Here is a 21,965-nt window from a genome sequence, read left to right as displayed (position 1 = left end):
CGGCTGTCCCGGGGCGGAGCTACAGCGCGAGGTCGCTGCGGGTGGTCCAGCTGACGGGGTTGTTCCAGGGGCCGGCCTTCGCGGCGGGCCACTCCATCTGCCAGCCGGGCCTCAGCCCGCGCGCTCCCCAGCTGTCCGGCTGCCTGCCGGGGATCTCGAGTCCGGCCGTGTGCGCGGCGAGCGCGGCGTCGTACACCTCGTGGGCGCGGCGCATGGCCGCGGCGGGGGAGTCGGCGACGCCGGTGAAGACGTGCACGCCCTTGCGGGCCGGATTGGTGGTGTCGTGTATCGGGACGTTGACCTCATAGAACTCGGTGCGTGGCATGACGCCCTTCTCCTCTCCGTGCCAGTGCTTGAGGGGCCACCGCGACCGCCCCGGCCTGCGTGGTGCGGGAGGGCCGGGGCGGCACGGGGAGCCCGTCAGGCAGCGACGGAGGCGGGGGAGTCGAGGCCGATGCCGCGGAGCGCGTTTAGGACGTACGCGTCGAGGCGGGCCTGGTGCTGGGCGGCGACCGCGTGGCCGGTGGCGCGGCCGTAGGCGTAGCTGTACGCGTACATGCTGGCGTCGGTGTCGGCGAGGGCCTGGTCGACGGCGCGGCGCGCGAGGTGCTCGATCCAGGTCTGCGCGGCCGACTCGCGGCGGGCGTGCGACGTGGTGAGGGCCACCGACTCCGCCCACCGTCCGCCTCCGCAGGTGCGGCCGCCGCACTGCGCCCAGTTCCACTGCCGCTGGCGCATGCCCTCGGGATCGGCGTCCCAGTCCGCAGCCCAGCGGACGGCCTGCTCGGGGATCTGCTGCTGGACGACGTCCAGGACGTCGCGGCCGGCGGCGCCGAGCGCGCGGTGGGCGTCGGTCTCCTCGAGGACGCGGATCTGGTGGGAGAGCAGCCGGTAAGGGTAGTGGCGCTGGCCCCAGTTGCCGGTCTCGCCGAGCGGCTGGACGGTCCACAGCCGCACGGGCCAGGTGACGGGCCAGATGCCGGTGTCCCCCAGCGCCTCGCCGACACTCTTGACCATGCGGAAGTACGAGAAGGGGCTCTCGTCGAACCACAGGTTGGTGCAGGGCTTGGGGTGGTCGACGACCTGGCCGACGTTGGCGGCGAGGTTCACCGGGGTACCGGCGTGCCGGGACATCTCGATGACGCCGTCGGCGGGAGTGGCGATGTACCAGGTGACGGGCTTGCGGGCCATGCGGTCCTCCACGAAGGGGTGTTGGCGGCCAGGGCCGCTCGATAACCGGGTGTTGGTCGGGGTGCGCACGTCGGCGGTCAGGCGCGGTAGACGGGCGGGCGGACTCCGGCACGGAGTTCGCGGATGATCGAGCAGGGGCCCTTGGTGGCGCAGTACGCGTCGTCGGTGTCCGGGAGGGCGTTGCCCGTGGTGCCCCACATGTCGCGGGCGACCGCGTTCACGCCGCGCAGCATCTCGCCGTTGTTGGGGCGGCAGGCGCTGTTCTTGCCGCTGACGCCGTGCCGGGCGGCGCTGATGATGTGCTGGCGGGCCTGGCGGGCGGCCCAGCGGCGGCGGTCGGGGCCGGTGTTCTCGTGGACGTGCCCGGAGTCGTGGAACGTGTCCAGGTGGCAGCCGGTGCAGTGGTAGGTGACCAGCTGCTGCGGCTCGCTGTCGGGAAGCCACTTGCCTTCGAATTCGTAGACGATGGCCTCCGCGCCCGGGATCTCGGTGTGCGCGAAGGCGGTGACGAGGCCGACGCCGTCCGCGATGCCGCCGGGCGCCTTGACGTTCCAGAAGACGCGGGGGAGGAAGTCGTCCCAGCCCTTGCCGTGGGGCCACTGGGCGTACATGACGCCCTGCGAGGCGTCGAAGGTCGCCTTGCCGTCGGTGTTCTCGCGCTTGTACTGCTCGATCTGTGCGATCGATCCGAAGTACGTGGCGCTGAACTCCTCGGACTCCAGGAAGATCAGCCCGTATCCCTCGGGGCGGGTGTCGTGGCCGTTGTCCTTGAGGATCTCGACCATGTCCTCGTAGCCGGGGTTTCCGGGGGCGATGGTGCCGACGAGGGGCAGCCGGTAGTAGTCGCAGCTCGTGACGTGGGTCGGGTTGGTCTCGCTGACGTGGTGCGCGGTGCCGTACGTGTTCGTGATCGTGATGCTCATGCGTGGGTGTCCTTCCTGGGGTGACGGCGGGCGCCGGGTGTGGGCGGCGCCCCGTGGGCTTGGGTTGTTCGGCGCAGCGGCGGCGGCACGCCTCATGCGCGGACCGCGTCCGCGTACTGCGCTTCCAGGTCGGCGCGGCCCTCGGGGTCGTCGTCGGGGAGGTCGTGGTCGTCGGCCTCCTGGTCGACGCCGTCGCCGTGGACGGTGCAGACGATGTCCGGGTCGCTGTCCATGGCCCCGGTGAGCGCCTTGTGCAGGTCGGTGACCGAGTAGGCCGGCGCCCACGCCTGCCCGTCGCACTCCGGGTCGAAGGGGCAGGGCAGCAGGACGTCGAAGCCGAAGTCGCCCTCTCCGTCGACGTCGGCGCGGAAGGCCAGGGTGAGGGACTGCTGCCCGAGGCGGATCTCCGCGACGCGGTCCCGGCCGGTCACCAGGTCCGAGCCCGGCTGCCACCGCCACAGCGGCAGGATCTCCGGGCCGAAGAAGCGGCGGACCAGCAGCAGATCGCCCAGGCCGTCGCTGCCGTCGCGTCCGAGGTCGGCCTCCCGGACCTGCGAGAGCCGCTTCAGGAACGGCTCCAGGCGGTACAGGGCGTCGGCGAAGACGATGGTGTTGAAGCCTTCGGCCGCGAGGCGCTGGTGGGAGTGGACCCTGGCCTGGTGCTGGGCGCGGACGACGTCCTCGGGCACGCGCCGGTTGTCCGGCCGCGGGCCCTGCCGTTCCAGGCAGACGTCCAGCGGCGTGGCGACGACGACCGCGACGGTCGGCATGCCGTGCCGCTTGGCGGCCATCACCAGCTCCACCCGCACGGACTGCTCGCAGTTGGTCGCGTCGATCACCGTGTTGAGCCTGCGGGCCATCCGGCGCTCCAGGATCAGCTTGAGGACGTCGGCGGCATCAGCCGTGACGTCCTGCCGACCGGGGTCGTCACCGACCATGCCGCGCAGGCCATCGAGCGAGAGGACCTGGGAGGCCGGCCAGGTGCGGGCCAGCGTCGACTTGCCCGCGCCGGAGGCGCCGATCAGCACGATCAGCCCGTTCTCGGGCAGGTCCGGGTAGAACACCGAGGTCATTCGGGGTCTCCTTGCGGGTCGAGGGAGCGGGCAGCCCAGTTCAGGCGCTGCCCGGCGTTGTCGGTGAGCAGGGCGGCGGCCTCGTGCAGGGGGCAGGAGGCGTCGCGGTCGGGTTCGATCTGCTCCGCCCGGCGGGCTGCGGTGGTGAGCAGCTGTGCGAGGGAGGGGAGGAGGCCGCCGGGGACGTCGACGTCCTCCTGGAGCTCGCGCAGGATCGCGGCGAGCTCGCGGGCGTCGACGTCGTCGGCGCTCAGGTCGTCCTCGATCTGCTGGAGGGCGAGCTGGGCGATGCCGAGCGAGGCGCGCATCCGGTCCAGGCGGCTGCGGGTGCGGCCGGTCACCGGGTGGTGGCCTTGGTGGTGGCGACCAGGGCGGCGAGGGTCTCCCAGGCGTGGTGCCAGGCGCTGTCGATGCAGTACGCGCCGTTGATTCCGCGGTCGGCCAGGTGCCAGAAGCCGCCCTTGCCGGTCTTGGTGGCGAGCGTCTCCAGGAGCCCGCCCGGTACCCGGCGGTCCGCGGCGTAGTGCGTGACGAAGGACAGGGCGAGCGCGCCCGCGGCGGCACCGGGGTGCAGCCGGATGCCCAGGACGCGGGCACCGGCCCCGACCGCGACGGCCTGGGTGGCGGTGTAGGTCAGGCAGTGCCAGGCGCAGGCCTTGATGCCGTCGGCGGTGCCGTGGACGGTCGGCTCGTCGTCCGGGCCGGCGGCGTAGTGGACGGGCTTGTCGTCGGTGGCGCCCTTGACGCGGGCGCAGTAGTCGGACTGCACGAGGTGATCGCCAAGGTTCGAGGCGGCGCGACCGAGACCGAGGACGGCGGCGAAGAGGGCGGAGCGATGCGTCATGCTGGGGTTTCTCCTGATCTCGAAAGGGGTGAGGGAGCGGGCGGCCGGCCTTTGCCGGTGCTGCGGCCGCCCGGGTGGGCCCCGTCCCGGCCTGTATGGCTGGGACGGGGTTCGGCTCACGCGGCCAGCCGGTGGACGACCGGGGCCGTGGACGCCATGTAGGTGTCGGGGCTGGGCTCGTAGCCCTTGTCGCAGGGGTCACAGACGCCCTGGGTGCGCAGCGGGAGGCAGAAGTAGTACCTCCGGCGGCACTGGGGGCACGTGGACCTCGCGGCCATCGCCCGGTCCAGCGCCCATTCCTGCGCGAGCGTCGGCGTCCGCTTCGGCCGGGCAAGGTTCACGTCGTACAGCCAGCCCCGGGTGGGGTGGTTGCACGACTGATCGGGCCGGTACGAGCAGCCCTTGCAGCGCAGGACCGCGACCGGTCCGTGCCCGCCGGGGCTGAGGCCCTTGTCCCGTAACTGGCGGCGCGTGACCAGGCCCTTGGGACAGGTGCGCCGGTCGTACTCCGGCAAGGTCGCCTCGCTGCGCGGCACCTTCTTGACCTCCCGGCGGCGCCCCTTCTTCCGGCGGCGGGGCATCACCTGCTCCAGGCGCCGGGCAGCCGGGCGGGGCGGTGCGGGTAGCGGGGGCCGGGGCGCTGCGGGCGGGGCCGGCCGATCCGGCGGCGCGGGCGGGGGATGAGCACGGTGTGTCCTCCAACAGGTTGATGGCGGGCAGTGCTGCGCCCCGCCGGCGGAAGCCAATGCGGGGCGTGGGGTGTGGCGGGCGGCCGGTCGTCCTGTCCGGTCCTCGCCCGCGCGGGGCGGGCGAGAGCCAGGCAGGGCGGCGGGTCAGCGCTTCTGGAGCGGGTGCACGTTGTCCGGGGTGTCGTCGGCGTCCGGGACGGCCGGGGCCGGGAGGTGGATGTGCGGCTCGATCTGGTGACCGGCGTTGTGGATGTGGGTGAAGAACGCCGGGCGCAGGGTCAGCCCGCGCAGCGCGAACGCGGAGGCGACGGTCCAGGCGAGGACGGCGAGCCCGGTGGCGATGGTGCGGCCCTCGTCGGGAGCGGTGTCCCAGACCATGGCGATGCTGGCCGCGCCCCACGCGGTCCAGGTGAGGCGGGCGCCGCTGCTGCGGAAGAACCCGCCGACCAGGCCGAAGAGTCCGACGATCTGCCAGACGGTGTAGACGGTGGAGGCGCTGATCGGCAGCGCGGCGGAGTGCGCCGCGATGTACGAGCGGATCGGCTGGTCGACCACGGCGAAGACGCCGTGGGAGGTGTCGGCACCAACCTGGACGCGCGGCACGGCGGTCAGCAGGCTGTGCAGCGTGTCGGCCAGGACGTCGGTCGCGCCGTCCAGCAGGATGAGGACCGCGCAGATCCCGGCGAGTCCGAGCGACGTCTTCACCCAGTTCGCCATGCCGTGCCAGCCGAGTGCGGGGGCGCGGCGCAGGTCTTCCCAGCGGTCGTGCAGGAAGCCGCCGTCGTCCCAGGCGTCGGCCCACCACTCGCGCAGGGCCTCCAGCCGCGGCTCCTTCTCTTCGAGGGAGGGCGGGGGCGGCGGGAAGTCGAGGGCCTGGCCGTGGGCGGCCGGGGACTCCTGGCGCTGGCCGGGGATGTGCGGGGTGCGGTCGTTGTGGTCAGCCACGGTCGGCATCTCCTTCGAGGGCGGTGACGCTGCGTACGGGATGGGAATGTCTCTGTCACCAGGGCCTGGTGGTGCGTCAGGCTGGGGCGAGGCCAGGAGCAGCAAGGGGGCGCGATGGCAGTCGAGTTCGATTCGGTGATCGCCGACGGGGTGATCTATCCGGCGTTCACGGACGACGACGGCGTGCTGTGGATCGACGACGAAGACGACTTCGAGGTGGTCGTAGATCACGCGGTCGTCGACGGCGTGATCTACGAGGCGGAGGTCGATGAGTACGGCCGCCTGCTGATCTACCTGGACGACGACGACTGATTGCGCGGGCTGCCCGGGGCAGCCTGCGCCGCACTCGACTCCCGGCCGTGCGGGCGGGGTTCGAGTACGACGCAGGGTGCCGGGATCAGCTGTGGATGTCGTTGCGGGTGCGGGCGAAGAACATGCCGCGCGTGGTGCTGTGGTTGTTGATCTCGGTCTTCTGGGTGACCGGGCCCTCGTAGATGTTCTTGGTGACGGCGGAGCGGGCGCGGCTGATCGCGCCGCCGATCGCGGTGGCGGCCATGGCGAGGCCGGCGAACGGCAGGGTGACCATCAGGACGCCGGTCAGGGTGACCGAGGCGAGGCCCTGGAGGACCAGCCAGGCCCCACAGCCGATGCCGGTGACCCCGGCGCCGACACCGATGGAGGCCACCGCGATCCCGGCCGCCCATGCGGGCACGATCCGGCGGTCGTCCTGATGGACGGGCGGGGTGTCGCCGTAGGCAGGCACGGGGGAGTGGTCGCGGAACGACGTCGGGAAGTGGCGGACCGGCGGCTCGGGCCGGAAGTTCTCCTCGATGATCCGCTTGGCTTCGGCGGCGGCCTCGGAGTCGGACATCGGGCGGCCGTCGGTGGAGTGGAAGTCCATCGTGGTGTCTCCGTTCGGGTGCGGGCGCGCCCTCCCTGCCATGTGGCGGGGAGGGCGCGAAGGGGTGGGGGAGCGGGGCGGTGGGGCGGGTCATCCGAGGGTGCTGAGCCATCCGGCGACGCTGCTGATCGCGTTGGTGATGGCGGGCGCGATGCCGGTGGAGGCGAGGGTGAAGCCGAACAGGACGGCGGCGAGCGCGGGCCACAGCCGCAGGTAGCCGGTGCGCAGCAGGACCACGACGATGACTCCGGCGAAGACGACCAGGGAGACGGTCAGCGCCACAGTGGAAAGCTCCTTCAGGGAAGGCCGGCGGCCGGGCGGGGCGCGAGGCCCGGCCCGGCCGGGCGAAGGGTGAGGGTCAGTTCCTGATCGCAGTCAGGGTGTTGCGGACGCTGCCGAGCTTGACCTCGCGGCGGCCGTCGGCGTTGACCAGCTCCAGGATCTGGAGTGCGTCCAGTGGGTCGTCGTGCGCGTCCAGGACGGCCTGGATGCGTTCGCGCAGCGTGCGGGCGCGGGGCTTGGGCTGGGAGGCCGGGACCGGGGAGGCGGCCTTCTTGGCGCCGCCGCCCTTCTTCTTGCCCCCGCCGCCGCCTTCGCCGTCCTCGTCTTCCTCGGGCTCGGGGAAGACGGCCCGGTACGCCTCCATGCCGTCCAGGCGCTGGCAGTAGGCGTCTCCGATGAGGTCCCAGGCGGCTTCCTCGATCTCGGGCGGGGCGCCTGGGCCGTAGAGGTCCAGGACCATCGGGTCCAGGCCCTCGGTGGGGACCGGGGAGCCGATGTTCCAGAACCGCATCTTGGACGTCGGGTAGCGGCCGTTGACGTTGTACGCGGTGCCCTGGGTGCCGGGCCGGTCGTCGTCGGTGTGTTCCTCGTCGAACTGCGAGACGAGGTCGACTTCGCCCGCGTACTTCGGGATCGGGGCGAGGATCTGCCCGGCGGGCAGCAGGCCGTCGGTCACCAGCTGCTTCATCATCGAGCTGGTCCAGCGCAGGAGGATGACCTCGCCCTCCTTGAGCATCGCCCTCAACGTGTCGCTGCCGCCCATCTCCTCGAGGTGGCCGGCCTGCGCGAACAGGCCGATGCCGACCCCGAGGGAGCGGCCGGTGCGGCCGATGTCCTTGATGTAGAAGGTGGCTTCGTCCCGGTAGGGCGCGCCCTTCTCCAGCAACCTGTTGGCCTCGTCCACGATCTGGTAGATCAGCGGGTCGGGCCGGTCGCGCAGGAACTTGGAGCGGCCCAGGCGGGCGTAGCGCTCCTGGCGGTCCATCATGGTCAGCCACGTCGTGCGCAGCTGCGCCATCGTGCCTTCCTGCGTGGTGACCCGCCAGGCGACGTTGCCGTCCGCACGGGGCCCGGTCTGCCCGTACGCCTCGGGGGCGGACTGGCCGCCCTTGAGGTCGGCGTACAGCACGGCGATCCCGGAGCGCTTCATCGCGGCGAGGATGATCTGCCCGGCGGTGGACTTGCCCGCGCCGGTGGTGCCGAACAGCAGCAGACGCTGCGCGGAGCCGGACTGCGGGTCGTACAGGCGCAGCAGGGAGGGTCGGCCGTTGTGGTAGCGGCCGATCCACACGCGCCCGCGGTCGTCCATGACCAGCATCTGCGGGTCGGCGAGGATGACGTGGGCGAGCGGGTCGTGCGGGTAGATGGTGACCAGCGCCTTGTCGCCCATGACGCTGGTCTCCACCGCGAGCCGGTTGACGTCCTTGATGCGCAGGGCGTTGGCGAGTTTCATCGGGTGGTAGGTGATGATGTCGCCGGCCTCCACCGCTTCCACGGTCAGCTCGTAGATCTTGCTCATGCGGGGAGCTCCTTGGTCTCCTCGTCGGGGATGTCGACGGTGCGGATCGCGGTGATGACGGTGGAGGGCATGCCTTTGGGGGCGATGAGCTTCTCCCAGGCCGTGTAGATGTCCAGGGCCTCTTCGGGGGCCTGGCCGACGGTGAGGCGCCGGACCCCGGCGCCCTGCTTGGGCACGGGGGTGATGGCGATGTCGTCCTCGGGCCAGTTGATGGCCGCGGACAGTTCCAGCAGGTCGATCTTCGGGACCGGCTTGCCGGGGAGGGTGGAGCGGATGACGGCGGTCATCGACTCCTCGCCGGTGCGTTCGATCTGCTCCAGCACGGTGTTCGGGGCGGCGCCGCCCTCGATGGCGACGTGCTGCGCCCAGTAGGCGGCCATCGGGTGCTGCGGGCCGGCCTGGTCGGTGTCGGCGGCCAGGAGCACTTGGGTCTGCTCGATGGCCTCGGGGGTCAGCGACTTCTCGCGGCCGACCAGGACGCGGGCCAGGCGGGCCGGGCGTACGTACAGCACCACGGCGGTCCAGCCCGCGTCGGCGAGCAGCTGCCAGTACCAGTCGATGCCGGGCACGATGCGCTGCGCGGTGAGCAGCGCGGCCATGGATACCGACGGGGACAGGTACAGGCCCATGGCGGTGTTGCCCGCCGCGTGGCGCGGCAGGGTCAGCGACCACAGGGCGCCCCATCCGGCGCAGCCGAGGGCGGCCAGCACGGAGGGGCCGTAGAAGTCGTGGGTGAAGGTTCCGGTGGCGAGCGCGCCGGTGCCGGCCACGGTGGCAACGCGGCCGACGGCGTTGCGGGCCAGGGCGAAGCGGCCGCGCAGGGGTCCGAGGCGGATCATCGGTGGGCTCTCCTTCGAGGCATGAGGAAGGGCGGCGAACCCGTCGTGGGTTCGCCGCCCTTCGTGGTGAGGGGGTGAGGGTGGGTCAGCGGTTGCTGTAGAAGGTGCGGTCGGCCATCTCGATGCCGTCGGGCATGTTGTTGGCGGCGTCCGCGACCGCGCCGTAGTCGGCGATGTGCGCGTCGGCGGTCTCGTGGAAGAGCGTGGACATCTCCTCGCACTCCACCGCCATGGCCTCCGCTTCGTCCTTGCAGGACCGCATCACGGTCGCCGCCTCGCGGTGCTCGTTGACGGTGGACTGGTCGACGGCCTTGGACGCGGCGAGGTCGGCGAGCTTGTCGACCGAGTCCGCGCAGTCCTCCACGTACTTGAACGTGGAGCGGACCTGGTTGGACAGGCCGGCCATGGTGGCGCTGGCGGCGGTCAGCTGCGCGACGACGATGCCGAAGCGGACGGCGCCGACGATGGCGGAGCCGGTCTTCTGGAGGGCTCCGCCGATGACGGGAACGAGGTCGGACACGGTGGGTTCTCCTATTCGACGTGGTAGTCGCGCTCAGCGGGGGCGGCGTGTCCGGCATCGCGGACGGCGTCGGCGAGCGGCTTGTGGCGGCGCTCCGCGTTCTCGCCGGCGGTGCGGATGGCCTCGGAGGCGGCGGGCAGCTTCTCCGCCAGGGCCTCCGCCTTCGCCTTCACGCTGACGGCCTTCTCCGCGAGGATCAGCACCCAGCCCTCCAGGACGCCGGGCACCTTGAGGTCGACGATCTTCGCGTGGAGGGCCTCCAGCCGCGTCATCATCTTGTCGCAGCCCTCAGCGGCGGCGTTGGCCTCGTCGACGCCCGCCATGATCTCCTCCGCCATGTCGGCGTCGGAGTCGATGACGTCGTAGATCGTCAGGTCGCTGTCCGCGTACTGGGTGTTCGGTGCCTTCGTCGGGACGGGCACGGTCACTCCGGTTCCTCCTTTTCGTGATGCGGGAATGGCTCCGGCCGGGATGCGGGCCGCGCGGCGGTTCTCCCCGCGGCGGGCGGTCCAGCCCTCGCCGCCGACCTGTTCGACGGTGATCGTCGTTCCCTGTGCGTAGCCCCAGCCCGGGGGCGGGCCGAACCCTCCGCCGGGTGCTGCGCCCTGCCCCGGCCCCGGCGTGGGGCCGGAGCTGGTGGAGCTGGACGGGTCGGGAGCCGGGCGGCCGGATCGGCGGGCGCTCGCCCGCTCCCACCAGCCGCGGCGGGAACGGCGCTTGTCCGCCTTCGGCTTGGGGACCGCACCCGCCGCACCGGCCGGCCCGGTCGGCTTCGGCCCAGGCACGGGCGGGCCGAACCCGCCCGGTCCGGGCTTGCGCGGCTTCTTGGTGAGCTTGACCTTCTTGCGGAGGTTCACCTTCGGAGCCGTGCCGCCGGTGCCGGCCGCGCCGGGAGTACCCGGCTTCGGCTTCTTCGTGAGGCTGACCTTCGGCGTCGCCGCACCGCCCGCGCCGGGAGTGCCCGGCTTGGGCTTCTTGGTCAGGCTGACCTTCGGCGTCGTCGGCGTCGTCCCGGCCGCGGCGGGCTTCTTGCCCTTCTTGCCCTTCTTCTTGGGCACCGTGGTCAGGACCGGCGGGTCCAGCCGCTTGCGGCGCTTCTTCAGCCGCCGTGCCGATTCCTTCGCGATGGCCGCCGGCAGCGTGACCCTGCCCTTGCCCTTGCGCTTCGGGCCGGGGCCGCCGCTGCCCGACTTCCCCGCGCCCTTCTTGCCCTTGCCCTTGCGGACCGTGGTCAGGACGGGCGGGGCCAGCCGCTTGCGGCGCCTCTTCAGCCGCCGCGCCGATTCCTTCGCCACCGCCTCCGGCAGCGTGACCCGGCCCTTGCCGCCCGAACCCGTGCCGGAGGTACTGGACTTGGTTCCGGTCGTGCCGGACTTCGAGCCGGAGGCGCCGGTCGTGCCGGACTTCGAGCCGGGGCCGCGGCCCGACTTCGACCCGGAGGACGGTGTGGTGCCGCCGCCCGAGCCGGACTTGCCGGTGCCGAGGGTGCCGGTGCTGTTCTTCGGCTTGGGGCCGTTGCGGATCCGGTCGGCGGCACGGTTGCGTACGGCGCCGGAGAGACTGCCGGAGTTGTTCTTCGTGCCGGTTGTCGGGGTCTTTCGGCCCCCGTTCCCGGTGTTTCCACCGCCCTTTGTCCCGGAGGACTCCAGGGCGCCCCTGCGGCCTCCGCCGCCGCCCCCGCGCCCGCCCCTGCCCAGCGACGGTGTACGCCCGCCAGAGCCGCCGCCAGACGTCTTGCTGGGCGTCTTGGATCCGGAGCCACCCGGGGGCTTGGTGCCGCCGGAGGAGCGGAACGTGCTCGGGGCGGAATTCTTTCCGGAGTTTGTCCGGCCGCCTCCACCGCCCGATGTGCGAGTGCTCCGACCGAATTCCGGACCGGCCTGTAAGCGGCTTTTCTGGCGCGCCGCTTCAACACCGATCGAGGCTTTATCGGCCGCCGCCCGCTGCTGATCCGCAATTGCCCGATGGTGTTCGTGGCGGGCTTTCAGATAAGCAGCGGCATTCCATGCGCCACGCATTGCGGCGACGGTAATACCGGCCATCATCACCACCGACATGGCAGCGATTCCCTGCCCTTCCGGGCTGTCCGGCATTCCGGGATCCGCGTGCGCGGTGGTCGTACTCCCGCCGCCGACGTCGGAATTACCCGCCACCAGCAGGGAGGGCGGGGGCGCCAGTTCGGGCAGGTCACTCAGGGACGGGGCGGCGGCCCCGGGCGGCGGCGGGCCGCTGCCCACCGGCCCCGGGATCGTCAGCCCGCCGGGGAAGCCGAGGACGGTCCCCCCGGCGTCGTCGTCGGCCATCGGCCGTCTCCTTTTGATCAGTCACTCAGGGTCATGACCCCGGGGGCCTCACGCGCGCGTATAAGCGCGCGTGTTGGGACCCCGTGATTCACGGAGTGAGGCGGTGATGATGAGCAGTGATGAGCGCGGAGCGTTACGAGCCGGGCCCCCGGCCCTGCTGCTTCTGGGTCCACCCCTGGAGCAGCAGGACCAGGTCGGCCCATGCCTTGTCGTCGGTGCCGGCCAGGAGGCGGGCCAGGTCCCACAGCGCGGTCGCCCGCGCCTTGTTCGTGGTGGTCTCCGCCAGGCGCTTGTTCCAGCGCGCCTCCTGGCCCTTGGAAAGCGGGGAAGCCACTTATCAGGCCCTCCTTTCCAGGAAGTCCAGGAAGGTGTGGTCGCCACTGTCCGTGCCGGTCTTCTTCGCGACTCCCTTCCCGTCGCCGGTCGGCTCGTTGAGGGCCTGCGAGAGGCCGTTGAGATGTCCGGCGGCGCTGACCGTGCGGGCGCTGTTCAGGCCCTGCCTGCGCGCCTTCTCCAGCTCCTTCTTCTCCGCCTTCTTCTCACGTTTCTCGGGCAGCTCGACATAGCGCCGCTGGAATTCGGCGTCGAGCTTTCCGGCGTGATTTACGGCGTCCCGGAGGTCGCTTTCGAGCTGCGCCAGCGGACGCGACGCGAGATAGGCCCGGATGCGGGCCTCGAAGGGCTTGTCCCCGTCGAACTTGATGTTCTCCAGGTCAGCCCGGTACTCGCGGAGCAGCGCCCTGACCTCATCGGCCATCTGCCGCAGCCGCTCGCGCTGCTGAGCGGCGTACAGGGCGGTGCCGCCGGGCTTCATCAGGTGGTCCGAGGTCCACCGGTTGTTGTTCTCGGGCATGACAAAAGACCTCCAGGTCTCGGGGTGGGGAGGGGGAAGGGGTTCATGGGTCCGTGTCCCCGAGGCGTGCGTGCGGGGCCGGGATCGTGCTCGGTTCGGGCTGATCGGCCGCGCCCCGCTCGGGGCGGGCGCGGGCGAGCGGCCTGCCGGCCGTGGCCGTCACCGGTCCGCGCTCACGCTCGGGAGCGTGGGCGCGGGCCGGGGGCGACCATGAGCGGCAGGTGCTGTGCGGGGTGCGGGCGCTCAGGTGTTGCCGGGCGCGCTCGCCTTGGCGCTCACCGGGGCGCTCTCCTCTACCTGAGCGCGCAGGCGCTGCGCGGTCGGGCGGGAGACCGGCTCCTCGGACAGGCCCGCCTCGGTGAGCGCGTCGCGGATCTCCGTCCACTCGGGGCGGCGCCCGAGCTCGGTGTAGAGGAGACGGATGCGGTCGTGACGGCGCTCGGTGAGCGCGTCCCGCTCGCTGCGCGTGCGGGGGCTGTCCGCTCGGTGAGCGTCGTCGCGCTCACCGTCGCGCTCACCGTGGTGAGCGCCCGTGGTGAGCGCCGGGCGCTCACGCTCACCGTCGGCGTTCCCGGAGGTGAGCGCGCTCGGTTCCGGGTGAGCGTCGTGAGCGTCGCCGCTCTCCTCGATCCGCTCGACGGTGTGAGCGTCCTCGGGGGTGAGCGTGTCGGCGAGCGCGGCTGGGGCGGTGTTGAGCTTGAGCGCCATCCGCTTGTCGAGCGGGGCCTTCCACCGCCACGCCATCCAGCCGTACTTCTGGCGCAGCCGCGCCCGCAGGTACGTCTGCTCCTGGAGCCGGGTGAGCGCCTCCTCGTAGGAGGTGATCTCCCACAGGATCATCCGGCGGCGCAGGCGAGCGGTCGGGATCGGAGCGAGGATCCAGCGCGAGCGCCGCACTGTCTCCATCCGCTTCTTGCCGGTGACCGCGCCGATCCGCGTCGCGTACACGTGGGAGGCGATCTCCGAGAAAATCACCCACAGCAGCGTGAGGGCGGCGTGCCCGAGGCGGCCCGAGGCGGAGTGCGCCGCGTTCCAGTTCAGGTACACGGTCACCGCCGTCAACGCCCGAGGCACCCAGCGGATCCAGCGCAGCTCCATGCCCATGCGGATCAAGACCAAGTTGGCGCCGGTGAACGCCGGGATGGCGACGTCGATGCCGACCGGCAGCAGCCACGGCCAGTCCCAGCCCCACGCCGTCGCCTTGGTCTCCAGCGCGGTGTAGGAGGAGAGCAGACCGAGGGTGGAGACGGTCGCGGCCGCCAGGACGATCCCGACGACCAGGACCAGCTCCTGCCCGGACAGCGGCGGGACACCGCCGGCGGGCCGGGCGTCGTTGCGGGCCTTGCGCCGCTTGGCGCGGGACTCGGTCCGGATCTCCCGGCGGCGGGCCCGCTGCACGGTGCGCTGCGTCGCCGCCTCGAGGATCCGCTCGGCTTCGGCCAGGGCACGTTCGGCGGCGGCCTGGTCAGTCGTGGCCTTGGCCTCCGCCTCCCGGGCCGCCGTCGCGTCCGTCTCCGCCTGCTCACGCAGCCGGGCGACGTCCTTGTCGGTGGCGGCCCGCAGCTCCTCAGCAGAGGTACGGGCGTCGGCCAGGGCGCGTTCGGCGTCCTGACGGAGGCCGGCCGCGGCCTTCTCGGCTCCGGCCCGTACCTGCGCGGCCTGTCCGTCCGCGCTCTCGCGCATCCGGTCGGCCTCGCTCCGCGCCCGCTCCAGGAGAGCTTCGGCGTAAGTGGTGGCCCGGGTGCGGGTCTCCGCCGCGGTGCGCTCCGCCGCCGCGAGCAGCTCGGTGCGCGCGGCCTCCGCGTCGGCGAGGACCTTGGCGGCCTCCGCCTGCACGGTGTCGGCCTTCGAGGCCGCCGTGGTGGTGACCTCCTGTGCCTGGTCGCGCGCGTCGGCGAGCAGCTGCTCGGCAGCCGCCTTGGCATCGGCGAGGACCTGGTCGGCGTTGCTGGACGCCGTCGCCGTGGCGGTGTCGGCCTCCGCGCGGGCGTCGGCGAGCAGCTGCTTGGCCTTCGCGTCGGCTTCGGCCAGGACCTGGTCGGCGTCGGCGGCCGCGGTGGTCGCGGCCTCCGTGCGGACCCGGTCGGCGTCGGCCTGCGCGTCGGCCAGGACGCGGGCCTGCTCGGTGGTGGCCGCCTCGGTGATCGAGGCCGCCTCCGAGCGGGCACCGTCCAGGAGTTCGGCAGCGCGGGTCTCGCCGTCAGCGAGGATGCGCGCAGCGTCGTCGGCGGCCAGGCCCCGGAGGTCGGCGGCACGGTCGGCGGCGTCGGCCAGGACCGGGTCGGCCTCCTCGAACACCAGCGGCACGGTCTCGCCGGTCTCGTCGGGGGCGGCGGCCTGGACAGGGATGGCAGCCGGAGTAGCCGGCGCCTTGGCGCGCCCGGCGCCTCGGGGCTTCGCAGCGGCGGGCTTCCGCCTGCGCCGGGTGGTGGTGTTGGCCACGGGGGTGTCCTCTCTTTCCGGCGCCTCGTACAAGAGGCCACCGCGGTCGGCATCGGGTCGGTAGGGTCGTGACCAGGCCCTCCGGGGCCCCGGCAGCGCTAATGCCGGGGACTCGGAGGGCCGTTGTGCTGGTGCGGTCAGTACCGGGATCAGGCGGCAGCCGCGGACCCGTAGGTGCGGGCGAACCGGGCGCTGGCGGTCAGCAGGGCGGTGATGTCCGCGTGGGTGCGGTGCTGCCGCTCCGACCACGGCGTGGCGCGGGCGAAGTCCGAGCCGGTGTGGGCCTGGACCACCAGGTCCAGGACGCAGCCCGCCACGTAGGCGGTGTCCGTGTCGCCGTGGCCGCCGTCCTCACCGACGTGGCGCAGGGCGGTGTACAGGGTCCGCTGCGGGTCGGTTCCGCTCTCGTCGCGGACGAACCGCACGAGCGCCCGGACCATCGCCTTGACCGTCATGGAGTCGTCGTCGGCGAGGTCCACGCCGGTCGACCAGTCCTTGCCGTGGTTGTAGGCGCGGACCCAGCCGTCCTTGTCGAGCAGGGCGATGGTGGCCTCGAGGTGGCGGGCCACGGCCTCGCCGGAGGATTCCTCCCCGGACGGACCGATCCACACCGACCGGTAGGAGTCGGCGGTGCGCTCCTGCGCCTTGCGCAGCGTGGCGTCGGTGAAAACCGTGGTGAAGGGGGCGTTCGTCGTCTTGGGCATACGAGCCTCACTTTGGGTCGGTGGTCCGGGCTGTCCGGCTCCCCATCACCGCCCGACCCGGCAGCCATCGTCCGGCGGGCGGTGCGGGCGGATCAGGCAGCCGTCAGAGGTTCAGCCGACGATGCAGGTGCAGCCGTTCTCCGTGTCGCACTCCGGGCAGCGCCAGGCGGCCAGAACCCTGCGGACGGCGGTGATCAGGGCGTTCATGACAGACCCCTCTGTCGTTGTGTGGACCCGGACTGTCCGGCTCCCCTTCACCGCCCGACCCGGCAGCCAGGAGGTCAGCGGTCGGCGCGGGCGGATCAGGCAGCCGTCAGGCCAGGGCCGCGACGGAGCGGTGCGGGGCGATGACCCGCCCGTCGGGGAGCAGCTCGCCGGTGTCCTCGAAGAGCAGGACGCCGTTGCACAGCAGGCTCCAGCCCTGCTCCGGGTGGCTGGCCACGACGTGCGCGGCCTCCCGGTCCGGGCTGTCGGCGGTCGGACAGGTCGGGGTGTGCGTGCACAGCGAGTCCGGCAGCTGGGTGGCGGTCGTCGCGGTGCCGAGCGGGGTGCTGCTGCGCATGGGCTCTCCTGCGGGGAAGCGGGCCCGAGACTTTCCCGGACCGGAGGCGTGCGAAAGGCCGGCCGCCCGTGGTGCGGGCGACCGGCCTGGTGGAGGGACATGCTGCGGGAGGGAAGCTGGGTTTCCGTCCTGCGCTGCGGGTCAACCTCGCCGCTTCTTCTGCTGGGCGAGGTAGGCGTCCTGGAGTCGGGCGACCGACTCGTACAGACGCTGGCCGATGTCGCACCTCGCGTCCGGCAGGCACCTGGGACAGGTCTCACAGTGCGTGCGAAAGACGGTGTCGGCCTTCATATAGCGGTCGTGAAGGGACTCAACCATGGGCGCGTCGGCCAAAGGCGTGTGCGTGGTTGGTCCGGCGAACCGCGTCCTCCAGGCGCTTCTGGTCGGCGTCCGTCATACCGCCACCTGCCGCGCCCGGCGGCGGGCGGCGCGGCGCTTCATCGCCCGCCGCTCGTCCTCGGACAGGCCGCCCCACACGCCGTCGCCCTGCTCGGACTCCAGCGCCCACTGCAGGCACTGCTCCATGACCGGGCAGCGGCGGCAGACCGCCTTGGCCTCCTCGATTTGCAGAAGTGCCAGGCCGGTGTTGCCGATGGGGAAGAACAGCTCGGGGTCCTCTTCGCGGCAGACCGCGTTGTGGCGCCAGTCCATGCCGCTCACTTCCCCTGCCGGACGCGGCGCAGAGCCTCTTCGATGATCGGGTCGGTGGTGTCGTCGTTCCGTGCGATGCTGGTGGGCATCAGGTCTCCAATCGGGTCCTGGACAGCCCCGGAGGGTCTCAAGTCACCGGGGCTGTCGTGCTGTTCAGGCTGTCCGTTTCGTACGAGCAGCCGCGGCCCCGGCCTCCCCGATCGCTCGGGATGGCCGGGGCCGTGGCGGTTCGTGCGTATGTATCAGGCGCTGATCCGTACCGGCTGCAGCGGCACCTGGGGACCTCGGAACTCGGAGACCGTGTCGGCCTGCCGGCTCCGGCAGGAGTTGTTGGCCTCTTCAACCGTCGTACCGCTGCGCTTGGCCATGGCCGCCTTCGCGTCGCCCGTGGCCTCGTGGTGCTTGGCCCACTCTGCTGCGGTGTTCTTCGCGGCGGCCGCGACGTAGGAACGGTCGAATCGGGCTCGCTCGCGGTCCAGGACCTTGCGCTGCTCGTAGATCGTGGCGAGTTTGACACCGGCAGCACAACGCTGGCTGCCAGTGCATCGTCCCGGCGCGCCGCTGGCCTGGCACTTCTTGAAGTGCTCCCGGTAGGCGGTGAGGGCAGTCTGTGCGGTGGGCGCCAACTTGGTGACGGGCTTGGCCGGGGCCGGGAGCGGCTTGTAGTGCTGGCGGGCTGAGCGGCGGCCGGTCGCCGTGCTGTCGGCGGCGAGCATTCGCTCGCTCCACTGCTCGATGGTGATGTCGAGCTGGACGATCTGGTTGCTGCCAGGGCAGCGGTCGTGCTTCTTGCCGGTGGTGGCCTTGTCGCTGCGGCAGTGTTCACGGATCTTGAGCTTCGTGTCGCCCATCAGGCGCCGCCAGGTGCGGCAGTCGGGGCAGACCAGCGACTTGACCTCGCCCTCACGGACGTTGACGTTCTCGGGCCTGATCGCGCTGAGCAGCAACGGAGCGCGCCGGTTGTCGCGCTTGGTACGGACGCGACCGGGGCGGATCTGGGGCATCGATTCCTCCTGGTTCTGGAGCGGTGCTGCTCTCTCTGCCGCGCCAGGCCGGCCTTGCGGCCGGTTTGGGTCCTGGCGGACAGACAGCGCAACCTCGCTGTTCAGGGATGGTTCGGATGCTGCTATTCGGTACAGGCGCCGTCGACCGGGGGAGCGCGGGCTCAACCCCATTGCCGCCGCCTCCGAAGAGACGGTGACTCCCGCTGTTGTGCAGTCGTGCTGGTGCCAAAGGCGCTTAGCGCCGTTCGCAGACACCACGATGAAGTCTTCTAGAAGAGATGTCAAGGTCTTCTAGAATGTGGTTGACTGGTCGGCACAAGACGAGCCGAGAGGAGCCGCCATGCCAACTCCGGCCCCGAAGCCGCCAAAGTGGCGACAGATCGCGGATGAGATCGCGAGAAAGATCGAGAACGGTGACTACGGCCCTGGTGATCGGCTCCCGTCGGTCCAAGCCCTTGTCACCGAAGGCAAGGGAGCCACAGCGACGGTCCATCGCGCTTATCAAGCCCTGGAGGCGGAGGGGCTGATTCGCACGACACAGGGCAGCGGCACCACTGTGTTGGGCCCGAGCGACATCCCGCCATCGATCCTCACGGGCGCCGCGCGCTTGGAGCGCCTTCGCCGCACAGGCAGGCCACTGGCTCCGCGGGAGACCTACGTGAACTCTCGCTCCGTACTTCGCTCGTGCGCCGATGCCGAGGTTGCGAACCTTCTCGGGATCGACCTGTACGACGAGATTGTGCTGAGGAGCCGAACCTTCGTACAGGACGGCAAACCTACGGTCTTGGCTCTGAACATGATTCACATGCGGGCCCTGGTGTCCCTGCCGGAGCTGCTTGACGAGGGACCGATGCCAAAGTTCCGGCACGACCTCTACACCGAGCGCACCGGAAAGACGATCACCGCAGGTCCTGAGCAGAGCACAGCACGGCTGGCTTCCAACAACGAACTCGATGAGTTTGGCATCGACATGCCTCCGGACGTGCCTGTCCCGGTTCTCGTCTTGCGGACCCTCTACTCCGACGACGAAGGCCCGCTGGAGGTGTGGGAGGACATTCTCCGACCAGGTGTGTGGCATGGAGGCCGCTCCTGACCTTCGTTGGATAGCCACTGATCTGCCCCCTCAAAATCCTTCGCGGTGTGGGGGCCATCACACCGTCTGCCGCTTTCGTTCAACATCACAAAGGCTTGTCGAAGCCCGTACGTACTCTCATTCACGGGTTTTCAACATCCGCGTACACACGGGTTTTGCGGGCCGAGCCCTAGGCTCACGGCCATGTCGATCACGGAGGGTCAAAGGGTGGGGAAGCAGCGAGCAGGTTGGCGGCCGGACATGCTGCGGGAGCAGCGGGAGGCTCACGGCCTGACCCTGGAGAAGGCTGGCGAGCGCCTTCGGCAGGTTGCCGAGCAGGCCAAGCTGAAGGGGATCCCTGCCGCGAATCCTCAGACCCTGTGGCAGCACGAGCAGGGCGAGGTCTACCCCGGTCCGCACTACCGGCGCGCCTACTGCCTCCTCTATAGGGCTACCGAGCCGGACTTGGGCTTCCGATCTGCTCTGCCCGGTGAGGAGACGTCGTTCAAGCTCACACCGATGGAAGACCGCCTCAACGGCGCGCACGTCCTGGCTGTCGAACGGGCCATCCACCGCATCTCACCCGGCAGTGAAGACGCCGGGCACTTCGCTCTCCAGCAGCGCATCATCGACGCCTGGAAGCGGAGGCACACCGGGGGTGACCCGCACCGCCCAGTCCTGATTCTGGTCGGGGGCTACGCCGGGAGCGGCAAAACCGAACTGGCGAGGTTCTTTGTCCAGCTCACCGGCTGGCCGCTGCTCGACAAGGACCCGCTCACCCGGCCCTTGGTGGAACGGCTCCTGGTCGCGTTGGGCGGTGACCCCAACGACCGGCACACCGAGCTCTATCGGGAGCATGTCCGGTCTGTGGAGTACGACTGCCTCATGCAGTCAGCCATGGCCAACATCAAGTGCGGGATCAGCACCGTGCTCTCCGCGCCCTTCATCGCGGAGTTGACCGACGCGGCCTGGATGCAGCGCCTGTCCAACCGAGCCGCGTCCATGGGCGTCGACGTCTTCCCGGTGTGGGTCCGGTGCGACGAGGAGTCGATGCGGGAGTACATCACCTTCCGTTCCGCTGCCCGCGACGCGTGGAAGCTCCAGCGCTGGGACGAGTACATGGCCACGATCGACTTGGACCTACGTCCGGCAGTCCCGCACCTGGTCGTCGACAACCGGCTGGGAACCGCTGTAAGCCTCGCAGACCAGGCTCGGCAGGCGATGGGGGCGATGTACGCGTGAAGCAGGGCGTGGTTTTGTACGGCCCGCCTGCAGCGGGCAAGGACACCGTCACCGCCGTGCTCACCGAGTTGCACTCGAAGTATTCGCAGTTCGCGCGGCTCAAGGTGGGGGCGGGCAAGTCCGCTGGCTACCGGATGGGCACAGCGGAGCAGCTGCGCAAGCTGGAAGCCGCGGGCGGCGTCATCTACGCGAACGCCCGGTACGGCAACACGTACGTCATCGACGAGCCCGGTCTGGACGCAGCGTTCGAGGCCGGGGTGCCGGTGGTGCACCTCGGGCAGGTCGACGGCATCCGAGCGCTGGTCGACGGCTACCCGGCCGACTGGTCGGTGGTGCTGCTGTGGTGCCCGCGCGAGGTGACCGAGCAGCGGTCGGCGGGGCGCGGCGACCGCGACACCACGGCGCGCCTGGCGGCGTGGGACGCGACCCGCGAGGACCTGGACGCGCACCCGGGCATGGTCTGGGACCTGACCGTAGACACCACGGCGTCGGCGCCGCAGGACGCGGCACGGCTCATCGACCAGCTGCTGACGCAGCAGGCAGGAGCGGCAACGGCATGAGCGCGGGCTACGGCTGGGCGAGTCGGTCCAAGGCGTCGGTGAGCGTGAGTTCGCTGTCCTTGGCGTCGTTCCACCGTGCCAGCGTGGACGCGGCCGCACGCAGCATCTCCGGCGGAAGGCCGGCGGCCGCGAGCGCGTCGGCAGCTTCCTCCAGCTCTGGGCCCCAGCGCCAGGCACGCGCGGCGGTCTTGGCAACGTACTGCGGCTCGGAGAGGTACGAGTCGGTGCGCCGGGAGGCGACATCGATGAGTTCCTGGTCGACACCGTGCTCGCGCGCCACGCCGACCGCGAGCGCCACCAGCACTCGGCTGGTCTTCTGGAACGAGGCGTACGACAACTTCAGCGCGGACGCCTTTCCCACCTTGGTCCCCAGCACCGCCGTCTGGACAGCGGTGCCCGCGAACAGCGCCTCGATGCGCGCGGTCGCGTCATTCGGGCCGGACAGGTACAGGGTTGGCGTCTTGCCGCCGACAGGCGGGGAACCGACGACACCGCCGTCCACGACGGTCGCGCCGTGTTCGAGCAGCGCGGCAAGCCGCTTCGTTCGCTCGGGGTTGATAGCGTTCGCCTCTACGTATACCCCGGCGAAGCGGTGCCCGGCGACGTCGCGGGCCAGGTCCTCGGCAGCGGCCGGCGGGCAGAGGCTGATGACGATGTCGCTGCGGTCCAGCAGCTCGGTCAGCGTCGCCACGGGCGTCAGCCCGAACCGGGCTGCACGCTCCACAGATGCGGCGCTGCGCCCGGTTTCGCACCACAGGACCGCGGCCGCGTTGGTCGCGGCACAGGCGGCGACAGCGGCGCCCATGCTGCCGGGGTGGAGGATGCCGACGGTCGGCTGGTCCACGG

Annotated in this window: 26 protein-coding genes; 4 read left to right on the top strand and 22 right to left on the bottom strand. The window is 71.3% G+C overall.

Annotated elements, in window-relative coordinates; translation table 11 throughout:
* Positions 1-19 precede the first annotated feature (19 nt).
* The 8 genes from ACFYWQ_RS41430 to ACFYWQ_RS41395 form a co-directional block, all read right to left on the bottom strand.
* Positions 20-325 (bottom strand): hypothetical protein, encoded by a 306-nt coding sequence (locus tag ACFYWQ_RS41430; protein WP_389525346.1) that lies wholly within the window; start codon positions 323-325, stop codon positions 20-22.
* 95 nt (positions 326-420) lie between these two features.
* On the bottom strand, positions 421-1,191 hold the full coding sequence (locus ACFYWQ_RS41425) for a hypothetical protein (RefSeq protein ID WP_389525343.1): 771 nt from the start codon (positions 1,189-1,191) through the stop codon (positions 421-423).
* A 77-nt stretch (positions 1,192-1,268) separates the two neighbouring features.
* A complete protein-coding gene (locus ACFYWQ_RS41420) occupies positions 1,269-2,114 on the bottom strand; it encodes a hypothetical protein (protein ID WP_389525341.1) in 846 nt (281 codons plus the stop codon).
* A gap of 92 nt (positions 2,115-2,206) precedes the next feature.
* A complete protein-coding gene (locus ACFYWQ_RS41415; RefSeq protein WP_389525339.1) occupies positions 2,207-3,187 on the bottom strand; it encodes an AAA family ATPase in 981 nt (326 codons plus the stop codon).
* Positions 3,184-3,528 (bottom strand): hypothetical protein, encoded by a 345-nt coding sequence (locus ACFYWQ_RS41410; protein ID WP_389525337.1) that lies wholly within the window; start codon positions 3,526-3,528, stop codon positions 3,184-3,186. The genes ACFYWQ_RS41415 and ACFYWQ_RS41410 overlap by 4 nt, the downstream gene beginning before the upstream one ends.
* Positions 3,525-4,031: a hypothetical protein gene (locus ACFYWQ_RS41405; protein WP_389525334.1), complete on the bottom strand. Its 507-nt coding sequence runs from the start codon at positions 4,029-4,031 to the stop codon at positions 3,525-3,527. Before ACFYWQ_RS41405 ends, ACFYWQ_RS41410 begins: the two co-directional genes overlap by 4 nt.
* 116 nt (positions 4,032-4,147) lie before the next feature.
* The gene (locus ACFYWQ_RS41400; protein WP_389525331.1) at positions 4,148-4,612 is read right to left on the bottom strand and encodes an RRQRL motif-containing zinc-binding protein; all 465 of its coding nucleotides are present in this window, start codon (positions 4,610-4,612) and stop codon (positions 4,148-4,150) included.
* 252 nt (positions 4,613-4,864) lie between these two features.
* Positions 4,865-5,665 (bottom strand): hypothetical protein, encoded by an 801-nt coding sequence (locus tag ACFYWQ_RS41395; protein ID WP_389525328.1) that lies wholly within the window; start codon positions 5,663-5,665, stop codon positions 4,865-4,867.
* A 114-nt stretch (positions 5,666-5,779) separates the two neighbouring features.
* On the opposite strand from ACFYWQ_RS41395, the gene ACFYWQ_RS41390 reads away from it, so the two are divergent.
* On the top strand, positions 5,780-5,977 hold the full coding sequence (locus ACFYWQ_RS41390) for a hypothetical protein (RefSeq protein ID WP_389525326.1): 198 nt from the start codon (positions 5,780-5,782) through the stop codon (positions 5,975-5,977).
* A gap of 85 nt (positions 5,978-6,062) precedes the next feature.
* Here the strand turns inward: ACFYWQ_RS41390 and ACFYWQ_RS41385 are convergent, their stop codons facing one another.
* The 13 genes from ACFYWQ_RS41385 to ACFYWQ_RS41325 all read right to left on the bottom strand — a co-directional run bounded on the left by ACFYWQ_RS41385 (position 6,063) and on the right by ACFYWQ_RS41325 (position 18,245).
* On the bottom strand, positions 6,063-6,566 hold the full coding sequence (locus ACFYWQ_RS41385; RefSeq protein ID WP_389525323.1) for a hypothetical protein: 504 nt from the start codon (positions 6,564-6,566) through the stop codon (positions 6,063-6,065).
* A 90-nt stretch (positions 6,567-6,656) separates the two neighbouring features.
* Positions 6,657-6,848, bottom strand: coding sequence for a hypothetical protein (locus ACFYWQ_RS41380; RefSeq protein ID WP_389525321.1), 192 nt, complete (start codon positions 6,846-6,848; stop codon positions 6,657-6,659).
* Between the two features lie 76 nt (positions 6,849-6,924).
* A complete protein-coding gene (locus ACFYWQ_RS41375; protein ID WP_389525318.1) occupies positions 6,925-8,367 on the bottom strand; it encodes a transfer protein in 1,443 nt (480 codons plus the stop codon).
* A complete protein-coding gene (locus ACFYWQ_RS41370; RefSeq protein ID WP_389525315.1) occupies positions 8,364-9,206 on the bottom strand; it encodes a hypothetical protein in 843 nt (280 codons plus the stop codon). Before ACFYWQ_RS41370 ends, ACFYWQ_RS41375 begins: the two co-directional genes overlap by 4 nt.
* A gap of 85 nt (positions 9,207-9,291) precedes the next feature.
* Complete coding sequence (locus tag ACFYWQ_RS41365; protein ID WP_389525312.1) at positions 9,292-9,726, bottom strand: hypothetical protein; 435 nt, start codon at positions 9,724-9,726, stop codon at positions 9,292-9,294.
* 11 nt (positions 9,727-9,737) lie between these two features.
* Positions 9,738-12,029: a hypothetical protein gene (locus ACFYWQ_RS41360; protein WP_389525309.1), complete on the bottom strand. Its 2,292-nt coding sequence runs from the start codon at positions 12,027-12,029 to the stop codon at positions 9,738-9,740.
* Positions 12,030-12,162: 133 nt separating this feature from the next.
* On the bottom strand, positions 12,163-12,363 hold the full coding sequence (locus ACFYWQ_RS41355) for a hypothetical protein (protein WP_389525305.1): 201 nt from the start codon (positions 12,361-12,363) through the stop codon (positions 12,163-12,165).
* A 3-nt stretch (positions 12,364-12,366) separates the two neighbouring features.
* Complete coding sequence (locus tag ACFYWQ_RS41350) at positions 12,367-12,882, bottom strand: hypothetical protein (RefSeq protein WP_389525302.1); 516 nt, start codon at positions 12,880-12,882, stop codon at positions 12,367-12,369.
* 243 nt (positions 12,883-13,125) lie between these two features.
* Positions 13,126-15,324: a DUF2637 domain-containing protein gene (locus ACFYWQ_RS41345; protein ID WP_389525299.1), complete on the bottom strand. Its 2,199-nt coding sequence runs from the start codon at positions 15,322-15,324 to the stop codon at positions 13,126-13,128.
* A 149-nt stretch (positions 15,325-15,473) separates the two neighbouring features.
* Complete coding sequence (locus ACFYWQ_RS41340; RefSeq protein WP_389525296.1) at positions 15,474-16,028, bottom strand: hypothetical protein; 555 nt, start codon at positions 16,026-16,028, stop codon at positions 15,474-15,476.
* 313 nt (positions 16,029-16,341) lie between these two features.
* Positions 16,342-16,533 (bottom strand): DUF5999 family protein, encoded by a 192-nt coding sequence (locus ACFYWQ_RS41335; protein WP_389525412.1) that lies wholly within the window; start codon positions 16,531-16,533, stop codon positions 16,342-16,344.
* Between the two features lie 450 nt (positions 16,534-16,983).
* Positions 16,984-17,241 carry a WhiB family transcriptional regulator gene (locus ACFYWQ_RS41330; RefSeq protein WP_389525294.1) on the bottom strand — a complete coding sequence of 86 codons (258 nt, stop codon included), beginning with the start codon at positions 17,239-17,241 and terminating at the stop codon, positions 16,984-16,986.
* Between the two features lie 242 nt (positions 17,242-17,483).
* Positions 17,484-18,245: a hypothetical protein gene (locus ACFYWQ_RS41325; RefSeq protein ID WP_389525292.1), complete on the bottom strand. Its 762-nt coding sequence runs from the start codon at positions 18,243-18,245 to the stop codon at positions 17,484-17,486.
* A gap of 340 nt (positions 18,246-18,585) precedes the next feature.
* On the opposite strand from ACFYWQ_RS41325, the gene ACFYWQ_RS41320 reads away from it, so the two are divergent.
* The 3 genes from ACFYWQ_RS41320 to ACFYWQ_RS41310 all read left to right on the top strand — a co-directional run bounded on the left by ACFYWQ_RS41320 (position 18,586) and on the right by ACFYWQ_RS41310 (position 21,119).
* Positions 18,586-19,338: a GntR family transcriptional regulator gene (locus ACFYWQ_RS41320; RefSeq protein WP_389525289.1), complete on the top strand. Its 753-nt coding sequence runs from the start codon at positions 18,586-18,588 to the stop codon at positions 19,336-19,338.
* Positions 19,339-19,521: 183 nt separating this feature from the next.
* On the top strand, positions 19,522-20,559 hold the full coding sequence (locus ACFYWQ_RS41315) for an AAA family ATPase (protein ID WP_389525286.1): 1,038 nt from the start codon (positions 19,522-19,524) through the stop codon (positions 20,557-20,559).
* Complete coding sequence (locus tag ACFYWQ_RS41310; protein ID WP_389525283.1) at positions 20,556-21,119, top strand: guanylate kinase; 564 nt, start codon at positions 20,556-20,558, stop codon at positions 21,117-21,119. The genes ACFYWQ_RS41315 and ACFYWQ_RS41310 overlap by 4 nt, the downstream gene beginning before the upstream one ends.
* 7 nt (positions 21,120-21,126) lie before the next feature.
* Here the strand turns inward: ACFYWQ_RS41310 and ACFYWQ_RS41305 are convergent, their stop codons facing one another.
* On the bottom strand, positions 21,127-21,963 hold the full coding sequence (locus ACFYWQ_RS41305) for a DUF1932 domain-containing protein (RefSeq protein WP_389525280.1): 837 nt from the start codon (positions 21,961-21,963) through the stop codon (positions 21,127-21,129).
* Positions 21,964-21,965 lie beyond the last annotated feature (2 nt).

Origin of the sequence: Streptomyces sp. NPDC003247, assembly GCF_042888135.1 — a bacterium.
In the GTDB taxonomy this organism is placed as follows: domain Bacteria; phylum Actinomycetota; class Actinomycetes; order Streptomycetales; family Streptomycetaceae; genus Streptomyces.
Note: the sequence above shows the minus strand (reverse complement) of the source record. Positions and strands in the feature narration are given on the sequence as shown.

Coding starts and splice junctions, on each gene's coding strand:
- ACFYWQ_RS41415 (WP_389525339.1), bottom strand. CDS start 3,187: ATGACCTCGGTGTTCTACCCGGACCTGCCCGAGAACGGGCTGATCGTG.
- ACFYWQ_RS41385 (WP_389525323.1), bottom strand. CDS start 6,566: ATGGACTTCCACTCCACCGACGGCCGCCCGATGTCCGACTCCGAGGCC.
- ACFYWQ_RS41405 (WP_389525334.1), bottom strand. CDS start 4,031: ATGACGCATCGCTCCGCCCTCTTCGCCGCCGTCCTCGGTCTCGGTCGC.
- ACFYWQ_RS41350 (WP_389525302.1), bottom strand. CDS start 12,882: ATGCCCGAGAACAACAACCGGTGGACCTCGGACCACCTGATGAAGCCC.
- ACFYWQ_RS41390 (WP_389525326.1), top strand. CDS start 5,780: ATGGCAGTCGAGTTCGATTCGGTGATCGCCGACGGGGTGATCTATCCG.
- ACFYWQ_RS41375 (WP_389525318.1), bottom strand. CDS start 8,367: ATGAGCAAGATCTACGAGCTGACCGTGGAAGCGGTGGAGGCCGGCGAC.
- ACFYWQ_RS41315 (WP_389525286.1), top strand. CDS start 19,522: ATGTCGATCACGGAGGGTCAAAGGGTGGGGAAGCAGCGAGCAGGTTGG.
- ACFYWQ_RS41420 (WP_389525341.1), bottom strand. CDS start 2,114: ATGAGCATCACGATCACGAACACGTACGGCACCGCGCACCACGTCAGC.
- ACFYWQ_RS41400 (WP_389525331.1), bottom strand. CDS start 4,612: ATGCCCCGCCGCCGGAAGAAGGGGCGCCGCCGGGAGGTCAAGAAGGTG.
- ACFYWQ_RS41430 (WP_389525346.1), bottom strand. CDS start 325: ATGCCACGCACCGAGTTCTATGAGGTCAACGTCCCGATACACGACACC.
- ACFYWQ_RS41360 (WP_389525309.1), bottom strand. CDS start 12,029: ATGGCCGACGACGACGCCGGGGGGACCGTCCTCGGCTTCCCCGGCGGG.
- ACFYWQ_RS41320 (WP_389525289.1), top strand. CDS start 18,586: ATGCCAACTCCGGCCCCGAAGCCGCCAAAGTGGCGACAGATCGCGGAT.
- ACFYWQ_RS41340 (WP_389525296.1), bottom strand. CDS start 16,028: ATGCCCAAGACGACGAACGCCCCCTTCACCACGGTTTTCACCGACGCC.
- ACFYWQ_RS41330 (WP_389525294.1), bottom strand. CDS start 17,241: ATGGACTGGCGCCACAACGCGGTCTGCCGCGAAGAGGACCCCGAGCTG.
- ACFYWQ_RS41325 (WP_389525292.1), bottom strand. CDS start 18,245: ATGCCCCAGATCCGCCCCGGTCGCGTCCGTACCAAGCGCGACAACCGG.
- ACFYWQ_RS41425 (WP_389525343.1), bottom strand. CDS start 1,191: ATGGCCCGCAAGCCCGTCACCTGGTACATCGCCACTCCCGCCGACGGC.
- ACFYWQ_RS41370 (WP_389525315.1), bottom strand. CDS start 9,206: ATGATCCGCCTCGGACCCCTGCGCGGCCGCTTCGCCCTGGCCCGCAAC.